9 protein-coding genes are annotated in these 10,067 nt (G+C 61.9%); 7 read left to right on the top strand and 2 right to left on the bottom strand.

Annotated features, from left to right (window positions below; all coding sequences use genetic code 11):
• Positions 1-142: 142 nt before the first annotated feature.
• The 6 genes from DWX63_RS04985 to DWX63_RS04960 all read left to right on the top strand — a co-directional run bounded on the left by DWX63_RS04985 (position 143) and on the right by DWX63_RS04960 (position 6,366).
• On the top strand, positions 143-538 hold the full coding sequence (locus DWX63_RS04985; protein ID WP_089573462.1) for a helix-turn-helix domain-containing protein: 396 nt from the start codon (positions 143-145) through the stop codon (positions 536-538).
• Positions 539-718: 180 nt separating this feature from the next.
• Positions 719-3,601 (top strand): proton-conducting transporter membrane subunit, encoded by a 2,883-nt coding sequence (locus tag DWX63_RS04980; RefSeq protein WP_117843003.1) that lies wholly within the window; start codon positions 719-721, stop codon positions 3,599-3,601.
• 12 nt (positions 3,602-3,613) lie between these two features.
• Positions 3,614-4,207 (top strand): NADH-quinone oxidoreductase subunit B family protein, encoded by a 594-nt coding sequence (locus DWX63_RS04975; RefSeq protein WP_117843002.1) that lies wholly within the window; start codon positions 3,614-3,616, stop codon positions 4,205-4,207.
• Complete coding sequence (locus DWX63_RS11210) at positions 4,207-4,923, top strand: NADH-quinone oxidoreductase subunit C (protein WP_158559615.1); 717 nt, start codon at positions 4,207-4,209, stop codon at positions 4,921-4,923. Before DWX63_RS04975 ends, DWX63_RS11210 begins: the two co-directional genes overlap by 1 nt.
• Before the next feature lie 5 nt (positions 4,924-4,928).
• Positions 4,929-6,017, top strand: a complete 1,089-nt coding sequence (locus tag DWX63_RS04965; RefSeq protein WP_117843001.1) for a nickel-dependent hydrogenase large subunit — start codon at positions 4,929-4,931, stop codon at positions 6,015-6,017.
• A gap of 7 nt (positions 6,018-6,024) precedes the next feature.
• A complete protein-coding gene (locus DWX63_RS04960; protein WP_117637166.1) occupies positions 6,025-6,366 on the top strand; it encodes a 4Fe-4S dicluster domain-containing protein in 342 nt (113 codons plus the stop codon).
• 785 nt (positions 6,367-7,151) lie between these two features.
• Here DWX63_RS04960 and DWX63_RS04955 read toward each other — a convergent pair.
• Both DWX63_RS04955 and DWX63_RS04950 read right to left on the bottom strand, forming a co-directional pair.
• A complete protein-coding gene (locus DWX63_RS04955; RefSeq protein ID WP_117843000.1) occupies positions 7,152-7,781 on the bottom strand; it encodes a response regulator transcription factor in 630 nt (209 codons plus the stop codon).
• Positions 7,778-8,923, bottom strand: coding sequence for a sensor histidine kinase (locus tag DWX63_RS04950; RefSeq protein WP_158559614.1), 1,146 nt, complete (start codon positions 8,921-8,923; stop codon positions 7,778-7,780). Before DWX63_RS04950 ends, DWX63_RS04955 begins: the two co-directional genes overlap by 4 nt.
• A 200-nt stretch (positions 8,924-9,123) precedes the next feature.
• On the opposite strand from DWX63_RS04950, the gene DWX63_RS04945 reads away from it, so the two are divergent.
• Positions 9,124-10,062 carry an ABC transporter ATP-binding protein gene (locus DWX63_RS04945; RefSeq protein WP_055251488.1) on the top strand — a complete coding sequence of 313 codons (939 nt, stop codon included), beginning with the start codon at positions 9,124-9,126 and terminating at the stop codon, positions 10,060-10,062.
• The last annotated feature ends 5 nt before the right edge of the window (positions 10,063-10,067 follow it).

Below are 10,067 nucleotides of genomic sequence, written 5' to 3'. Positions count from 1 at the left end.
AGAACTGTTACAAATTAATGGCAAATGTCCAGATGCCACCGTTGCAATTTTCAATTAACTGCTACGCGCAAACAGCAAAATGCTACTATCTAACATGCACGTAAGAAAACAGGTAAACGTTTAGGGCTAAGAAGTGGCAGGTATGTCAGAAGCAACAAGGACTCGCACGCATGCGCCCGAGGTTAGGCAGCGCGCCGTCGAGATCCTCCAAGAGGGGGTCGGTCATCGCGCCCTCGCCGCGGAGCTTGGCATTCCCCAGGCCACGGCTCGTCAGTGGGCCCGCGCGTATGCCGTAGGCGGTGCCGACGCCGTTCTCAACGCCGGTTCGCATCATCACACCTATTCGTACGAAGTTAAGCTCGCCGTGGTCAAGGACCGCTTGGAAAACGGCTTAACGGTTCGCGAGGCCATGATCAAGCACAAGATTCCCAGCGAGTCTTCGGTCAAGGCTTGGTGCCGCCAGTATCGCGAGAGCGGTGAGTCCGCGCTGGTTGATAAGCCGCGCGGTCGCAAGCCGCGCGTTAAAAAGGCGGAATAGCGAACGGGATGGTGCGCCCACAGGGGCGCATTTTTCTTGCCGCCCCTCTGCTCCAATGCGGGCGTGCCCTTACCCCGTACGCCTAAAACTCCCCAGTTGACCGAAAACCCGCCGCCGCTACTCCTCAACTGAGCTATAACGTTAAACAATTGCAGCGTTTTTGCATGGGGGAGTGATGGTATGACGCTACTGTATTTCCTTACCCTGTTTCCGCTGGTACCGGCGCTGGGCATGCTGCTCGCGCGCGGTGACCGCGCCCGCGATGCGGTAGGGCTTGTAGGCTCTGGCATCATTATGGCGGTGACGGTTGTAGTCGCCGTCATGTTTTTTGGCACGGGTCCGCAGAGCTTTGAGGTTGCCCCCGGCACCTCGCATGTGCTCTCGATCATCAGTTCCGTTATCGACGTCATCCTGTGCGCTGTCATCCTGTACAACGCGTACAAATATAGGAACGCGCTCACCACGGTGCTCGGCATAGTCCAGCTGGTGGGCTCGCTCGCCTTTGCAGCCATGACGCTGCCCGCGGCCGAAGCCGTCACGGCAACGCCACTCTACCTGGACTACATGAGCGTGATCATGGTCCTCGCCGTCGGCATCGTTGGCAGTCTAATCTGCTTGTATGCCCTGGGCTACATGAAGGACTTCCAGGCACACGACGAGCACGAGGCAGCGCTGCGCGGGCAGGCGGCGCCCGACCGACGCCCGCAGTTCCTGGCGCTTATGTTCCTGTTCCTCTCGGCCATGTTCGTCATCGTGACAAGCGACAACCTTGAGTGGCTGTTCTGTGGCTGGGAAATCACCACCGTGAGCTCGTTCCTCATGATTGGCTACACGCGCACGCCCGAGGCCATAAAAAACGCTTTCACCCAGATCATCCTCAACATGCTGGGCGGCATCGCGTTTTTGGCCGGACTCATGTACCTGCACGTTAACGGCATGCCGCTGACCATCTCGGGCATGATCGAGCTTTCCAGCGCCGGAACCGCGCAATCCGCGCTGCTGGTGATGCCGGTCCTGTTGCTGTCGCTTGCCGCGCTCACCAAGGCCGCACAGATGCCGTTCCACACTTGGCTATTGGGTGCCATGGTTGCCCCCACGCCCACGAGTGCCCTGCTGCACTCGTCAACCATGGTCAAAGCCGGCGTGTTCCTGATGGTCAAGCTCAGCCCGCTCTATGCCATCTATCCCGTGACCGGCTTTATGGTCACGAGCGTGGGTGCCATCACGTTTTTGCTCGCTGCCCTCATGGCCATCTCGCAGAGCAACGCCAAACGCGTCCTCGCGTACTCCACCATTTCCAACTTGGGCCTCATCAGTGCTTGCTTGGGTGTCGGCGCGCCCGAGGCCGTATGGGCCGCCATCTTCCTGATCCTGTTCCACACGGTGGCCAAGTCGCTGCTGTTCCTGTGCGTGGGCACGGCCGAGCATCATATCGGCAGCCGCAATATCGAGGACATGGACGGTATGTTCAGCCGCATGCCGCACCTTACGCGTCTGATGATGCTGGGCATCATGGGCATGTTCGTGGCACCGTTTGGCATGCTCGTGTCCAAGTGGGGCGCCCTGGTGGCGTTCGCGCAGACCGGCAACGTGCTCATGATCATGGTGCTTGCCTTTGGCTCGGCCGCGACGTTCTTCTTCTGGGGCAAGTGGCTTGCCAAGCTTTCGGGCGTCGACCCCACGGCTCAAAACGTTGAGGTCAATGTCCATAAGACCGAATGGATGGCCCTCAACACCATCGCCGCGCTGCTGATTCTTTGCTGCGTGGCGTTCCCGCTCATCTCGAGCGGCCTGGTGTCGCCTTACTTGGCCATGGTGTTTGGCCGCGTGCCGTACGTTATTGGCAAGGACTCCATGTATCTGATGGTGGTTATCGTGGCGTTTATCGCCGTGGTGCTGCTGACTTCATTCCGCGTGAGCAACAAACCGCACGTAAACGTATATCTTTCGGGCGTGGGAACCGACAATTACCGCCATTTCCGCGGCTCGATGGGACACGAGGTGAAGGCCGAAAAACGCAATTGGTACTCGGAGGACGCCCTTGGCGAGAAGCGTATTGGCCCCGCGGGTAGCGTCGTGTGCTGCAGCATTATCTTGTTTGCGCTGCTGTGTTGCGCGTGGATTGGGCCCGAGAGACTTGCCATGAGTGCGCCCTCGGTGCTGCGCGGTAAGTATTTTGAAGGTTCGGGTGTCGTGGGCATATTTATTGGTACCGTGGCGTTTGCCTTGATTGCGCCGCTTGTGGGTGGCCTGATCGACGGCCTTGACCGCAAGCTTTCGGCCCGCATGCAGGGCCGTGTGGGCCCGCGCCTGCTGCAACCGTTCTACGACGTTGCCAAGCTGCTGCGCAAGGCTCCTGCCAGCGTAAACACCATGGACGATACCTATATGGCATGCGCGCTCATCTTTACCGTCGTGGGCGGCGGCATCTTTGTGTCGGGTTCCAACACGCTGCTGTGCGCTTTTATGGTTACGCTCGCCGCGATCTTTGTGGTGCTGGCGTCCGCCTCGACGCAAAGCCCGTTTGCCCAGGTTGGTGCCGATCGTGAGTTGCTGCAGGTCATGAGTTACGAGCCCGCCGTTCTGCTGATGAGCGTGGGCCTCTACCTTGCCACCGACAGCTTTGATTCCATCGCCGTGACGGGGCAGTCGGCGCCCATCATCGTGTACAGCGCGCCCATTTTCCTTGCGCTGCTCGCGGTGCTCACCATCAAGCTGCGTAAGTCGCCGTTTGACCTTTCGTACTCGCATCACGCGCATCAGGAGATTGTCCAGGGCGTCGCCACCGAGATGAGCGGCAGCACGCTGGCCAAGATGACCCTTATGCACTGGTGCGAGACCGTGCTGTTTTTGATGTGGGTGGGCATGTTCTTTGTCTGGGACAACCCGGTGAGCTGGGTGGTCGCCCTGGTCGTGATGGTCGCGACGTATTTTGTCGAGGTACTGATCGACAACACCTTCGCCCGCAGCACCTGGCGCAGCTGCTTTAAGCTCGGCTGGGGCGTGGCGCTGGTGTTTGGCCTGCTCAACCTTATGCCCATCCTCGTCGACGTGTTTATTTAGGAGGCGGCATCCATGGATCATAAAATGTCGCGCTCGCCGTGGGTTATTCATTACGACGGCTCGAGCTGCAACGGATGCGATATCGAGGTGCTGGCCTCGCTCACGCCGCTGTTCGATGCGGAGCGCTTTGGCGTGGTCAACACCGGCAACCCCAAACATGCGGACATCTTTTTGGTGACGGGCTCGGTCAATGCCCAGAACCTGCCCGTCGTGCGCCAGATCTACAACCAGATGCTCGAGCCCAAGTGCGTGGTGGCGTGCGGCATCTGCGCGTGCTCGGGCGGCGTGTTCCGCGATGCCTATAACGTGATCGGCGGCGTGGACCGCGCGATTCCCGTGGACGTGTACGCGCCCGGGTGCGCCATTCGCCCCGAGACGGTGATCGATGCCATCGTGGAGGCGTGCGGCATCTTGGACCAGAAGGAGGCCGTGATGCGCGCCGGCGGCGACCCGCTCACCGTGGGCGGTGCCGCTACCTGGGACGGTGGCGTTGAGCTGGGCGAGGACGGGTTTGTGGCCGCGGCTGAGGCCGGCGACGCGCCCGCCGCTGGCGACGCACCTGCTGGGACGCCCGCCGCGCCCGCCGCTGCGAAGGAGGCCGAGTAATGCAAAAGGCAATCTATACCACCGTCGGGATCGACGAGCTCCTGGCGCATGTGCAGGCGCTCAAGGGCACCGGCGCGCGCTTTGTGCAAATGCACGCCGAGCGCAACGTCGACGACGGCACGTATCGCCTGGTCTATACGTTTATCAACGTTCACGCTGCTCAGGAACATATTGCGCAGGACGGCAGCTATGCGATCGAGAATCTGGTGGTTGAGGGCATCGACCAGTACCAGGAGATTCCGTCCATCAGCTCGTATTACCCCGCGGTGTTCCCGTTTGAAAATGAGGCCCACGACCTGTTTGGTCTTGCCATTACCGATATGCAGATCGACTTTAAGGGCTTTTTCTACCAGGTCTCGACTGCCGAGCCCATGAGCGTTATCACGCCCGAGGTGAAGGCCGCGCGCGAGAAGGCCATGAAGGTCCGCGCGGCTGCCGAGGCCAAGGCGCGCAAGGCCGCTGCCGAGAAGGCCGCCGCGGCTGCGGCTGCTGCAGGGGAGGGCGTTGCGGGCGCCGGCGATGCCGCGGGCGCCGCTGCTCAGCCCGCTGCGGCTGCCGGCTCCGATACTCAGCACGATGGGGCTGCTGCGAAGGCGGCGCTCAAGGCCGCCGAGATGGAGGCAAAGCTCGCCGCCATGGATCCCGAGAAAGCGGCCAAGGTCCGCGCGGCGCTTGCCGCCAAGGCCGCCCGCGGCAAGCAGAAAAAGGAGGCGTAAGGTCCATGGCACATCGCTCCGTTATTCCGTTTGGCCCGCAGCACCCGGTGCTGCCCGAGCCGCTTCATCTGGACCTGGTGATCGATGACGACCGCGTTCTCGAGGCAATTCCGCAGATCGGCTTTGTGCACCGCGGACTCGAGAAGCTCACCGAAAAGCGCGACATGCACCAGTTTGGCTACATCGCCGAGCGCATCTGCGGCATCTGCGCCGTGGGCCATAGCTATGGCTATGCCAGCGCCTGCGAGCGCATGCTCGACATCGAGGTGCCCGGCCGTGTGCAGTATATCCGCACCATTCTGCACGAGCTCTCGCGTATTCACTCGCACCTGCTGTGGCTGGGCCTGCTTGCCGATGCCTTTGGCTTCGAGGCGCTGTTCTATCGTTCGTGGACCCTGCGCGAGCAGATTCTCAAGATCTTCGAGAGCACGTGCGGCGGGCGCGTGATTCTGTCGATTAACGAGATCGGCGGCCTAAAGCACGACATTGAGGACTCCGAGCTGGCGGGCATTGTCCAGACGCTCGATGCCATGCGTCCCGACTACGAGGCCCTGGTGCATACGTTTTTGGACGACGCCAGCTGTGGCGAGCGCCTGCATGGCGTGGGCGTGATCAGCAAGAAGGACGCGCTGGATCTGTCGATGGTCGGCCCGTTCGGGCGCGCCTCGGGCGTGGACTATGACGTGCGCATGTTTGGCGACGGTGCCTATGCGGATCTGGCTGCGTTTGAGCCCATCGTTGCCATCGACGGCGACTGCTATGCCCGCTGCCAGGTGCGTTGCGCCGAGGTCACCCAGGCCATGGACATCATCAAGGAGCTTGTGGGCAAGATTCCACACGACGGTATCGGCGGGCGCACCAAGCTCACGCCGGGCGACGGCGCGCGCGGCGAGGTTGTGATTGAGCAGCCGCGCGGCGAGGCGTATTACTATGTGCGCGGCAACGGCACCAAGAACCTGGACCGTTTCCGCGTGCGCACGCCGACGTCGCAAAATCTGGCGGGTCTGACGCATGCGCTGCAGGGCGTGCTCATTGCCAACGTGCCCATGATTATCCTGACCATCGACCCCTGCATTAGCTGCACGGAAAGGTAGGCGCGGCATGAGCTTGCTGACATTTGCCAAGACGGCCTTGGGTTCTATGGTCAAGCAGCCGGTAACGGTGTGCTATCCGCAGGAGGGGCTGACGGCACCCGAGCGCTTGCGCGGGCATATCGTCAATGACATGGATGTGTGCATCTGCTGCGGCATGTGCGCTCGGCGTTGTCCGGCGGGCGCGCTCGCGGTCGATCGCAAGGGCGGTACCTGGTCGATTGACCCGTACGCCTGCGTGGTGTGCGGCGAGTGCATCGAAAGCTGCCCCAAGCACTGCCTGACTATGGACACCGCCCGTACTCCGGTTGCGGCGGATAAGACTCCCACGGTAGAAACCAAGCCGGAATAACGCGAAGACGGGCCGGTGGGGCAAAAATGCCCCACCGGCCCCGCGCGTGAACGCGCGGCTGAACCGCCGAGAACAAAACTATGCCGGATTACGGGGCCAGATAGCGAACCTTCGACCATACAGAAAATCGCAAAAACAAAACCGCAGGTAGACGAGCTGTCATCTTGCAGAAAACGCGGGTATGGATGGGGATTCTGAGTTTGGCCCCGTAATCCGGCATAGTTTTGAAATGCCGCCATATCCGTAACATCCCTTGATCTCCCATGGACAGAGGGAAACGGATCATTTTGGCCTTGCGAGGGCTGCCACGTGACCCGTCTGCCATGAAATGGGCCCATCTACTACGTTTAAGCCGCTATCCTCAACCATGGCAAGTAATGCGAAATAAAAATCGCAGGTAGAACGCCTGCGATTTTGCATGAAAAGCGGGTATGGTCGGGGGTATCGAGTCAAACGTAGTAGATGGGCCGATTTCGTGGCGAGCGCTGTCAGCCGGTTTCCGCGGGTGGAAGAAAATGGATCATTTTGGTCCCGCGAGGCTTGCGGAGGCACTCGTGCAGGGCCGCCCGAACAAAACTATGCCGGTTTACTACGATGAATTCGACATTCCCGACCATGACTGCATTTTTCTAAATATTGCAAGCGTTCTACCTGCGGTTTTGTAAGCGCGCAATTTGCCGTGGTCGAAGGTGGGCGATTCATCGTAGTAAACCGACATAGTTTTGAAATGGCATTAACTCGGTAGCAGCCATTTTGCTATGCCGGGGCGGTTGGCCGTTGGGTAATTACCCTCGCAGGTAGGCGATGGCGATCTGCGTGCGGTTGCGCAGGCCCATTTTGGCTAGGATCGAGCTAATGTGGTTGCGCACGGTGCCTTCGCCCATATAGGCGGTGGCAGCGATCGCCTTGTTATCGAGGCCGCGGGCGATGAGCTCGGCGACTTCGAACTCGCGGTCGGTCAGGCTGGCAAAGGCTGCGGGCCGGCGGGGCGTGCCCGTCTTGTCGCCCATCCCGTCAAAGTCAACATCTTCGATCGCCTTGCCCTCGAGCACGCGTTTGCCATCCATGACCTGTGCCAACGCTGGCGGAATGGCGGCGACATCGGTCTTGATCAGGTAACCGCGGGCGCCCAGCTTGAGCGCCGATACAATGTACTCGTCATCCGAGAATGTCGTCAGAAACACCACGCGTGCCGCGGGGTCGTGCTCAAGGATTTCGCGCGCCGCCGAAAGCCCGTCGCGCCCCGGCATCTGAATGTCGAGCAGCGCGATATCGGGCGCGTGCTCGGCGTAGAGTGCCACCGCGTCGTTGCCGTCGGCTCCGGTGCCCACCACTTCGATCTGCGGCTGGGCGCCCAGGATAATCTTGAGCGAATCGACTACCAAGCGGTCGTCGTCGACAACTATGAGCCTCATCGGGCGTCATCTCCTTGCTGTTTGGGGACGGTGGCAAACACGCGCCAGCCGGGGGCGCCGGCGCGCAGGCCGGCGGTGAAGGTTCCGCCAAGCGCCTCGACGCGCTCGCGCATGGAGACGAGTCCCATGCCTTCTGCGACGTTGCTGCTGCTCGCCGGGGTCGCGTCTGCGCCATCATCGGTAACGATGAGCTGGTAAAACGACGGATGCTCCATGCACCGCACGGTAATGGTTTTGGCATGGGCGTGGCGCATGGTGTTGGAGAGCGCCTCGCGCAGGACCGCCGCAAAGCAGTTCGCGACGTTTGCGGGCGCATGTTCGGTCATAACTTCAAGCTCAATCTGGGGGCCGCCGTCCGAGCGCGCGCCTTCAACAATGCGTTCGAGCTGCACGGAAAGGTCGACGGCGTTGTCGTTGAGCGCGTGGACGCTGGCGCGCACAAGTTGGAGCGCCTCGTCAACGGTGTGCTTGACGTCGGCGAAATCGCCGGCGACGCCGGGCTCGTCGGCGTGGACTACGCGCAAGGCTTCGGCTTGCAGTGAGGCGCGCGTGAGCTGGTGGCCCACGTTATCGTGGATTTCGCGCGCGATGCGGGCGCGTTCGGCGAGTGTCGCGAGCTCGACTTCGTAGTCCTGGCGGTCGGCAAGGTCGCGGTTGCGCGCTTCGAGCGCGAGGGCTCGTTCCTGCAGTTCGTCGCGGATGCGGCGCATACGCTGCTGCTCGCGCTCCAGCTGGGCGGTACGTAGCGATAGCAAGGTGGCGGCAACCGAAAGGATGGCGGTCAGCAGGAGCGTTCGGGCGGTGAGCGCGTCGGTGCGAAGGTCCGCGACGAGCGCAAAGGCAAAGACAGCGCCGACACCCAGCGCGATCCAGGCGTGCTCACGGCGCACGCGTCGCGCGATGTCATAGAGGGCGAGAGGTGCGAACGGCACAAGCGGCGGCACGAAGACAGCCGCGATGACGTAGGCGTAGCTGCCGGCCTCGCTGGCGCGACGGGCGCGTTCTCCCTGCGCGACCTCGGCCAGCGCGGCGATGACAACGCCAAGGCAAAACGCCGCGACCAGGCGAGCATCCACAGCAAGGCCCGTGGCGGCTGCGATGCAGCACGCCAGCACGATCGATTTGTCGAATAGCCTGTTCATACGGGTATTGTACGCGATGCCGCGCACGGGGGAGGCGCCACTCAGAGCAAGCGTGACATTCCTCCCACGCGGCGGGGCGGTCGCGTCAGCAGGCCGCACGACCAAGACCTCCGCACTCGTGACAAAGCTCACTGGTGCGCGCCGTCAGCTCCTGCGATGATGCAATCGTACCGGGCCGCAAGCAACAGAAGGGCCGCCTCATGACAGACATCGTCCACGTCGAAAACCTCGTTAAGCGCTACGACGACCTTATTGCGCTCGACCACTTTAACCTGAGTATCGCCCCCGGCGAGATCTTTGGCCTGCTGGGCCCCAACGGCTCGGGCAAGACCACGTCCATCAACTGCATCCTGCAGCTGCTCGCCTACGACAAGGGCACCATCGAGCTGTTCGGCGAGCGCATGACGCCCGCCCGCTACGACCTCAAGCGCCGCATCGGTGTGGTGCCGCAGCAGGTGGCGGTGTTCGACGAGCTCACCGTGCGCGAGAACATCGACTATTTCTGCAGTCTCTACGTCAACGACCGCAAGCGCCGCCGCGCGCTGGTGGACGAGGCGATCGACTTTGTCGGCCTGGGCGACTTTACCAAGTTCCGCCCCGGCAAGCTCTCGGGCGGCCTGGCGCGTCGTCTCAACATTGCCTGCGGCATCGCGCACAAGCCCGAGCTCATCTTTTTTGACGAACCCACGGTGGCGGTCGACCCGCAAAGCCGCAACGCCATCCTGGAGGGCATCTGCCGCCTGCGCGACGAGGGCGCCACGGTGGTGTATACCAGCCATTACATGGAGGAAGTCGAGCAGATCTGCAGCCGCATCATGATCATGGACGGTGGGCGCGTGCTGGCGCAGGGCACTAACGACGAGCTCAAGCGCATGATTCAGATGGGCGAGAAGATTGTAATCGAGGTCGGCGAGGTTCCGAGTGCGGCGCTCGGTGCCGTCGCAAGCCTGCCGCACGTTCTGGACCTTTCGGCAACGGCGGGACAGCTCACGTTTTCGTGCGAAGCGAGCCCGCACAACCTGACGGACATTCTCGATGCGCTGCGCTCGCATGACGTGCCACTCGGCCGCATCTATTCCGAACCGCCGACCCTCAACGACGTGTTCCTCGAGATCACCGGCCGCGAGCTGCGCGACTAGGGGGC

Source organism: Collinsella sp. AF20-14LB, from assembly GCF_003459505.1.
Lineage (GTDB): Bacteria > Actinomycetota > Coriobacteriia > Coriobacteriales > Coriobacteriaceae > Collinsella.
This window is presented reverse-complemented; position numbering and strand designations above follow the sequence as displayed.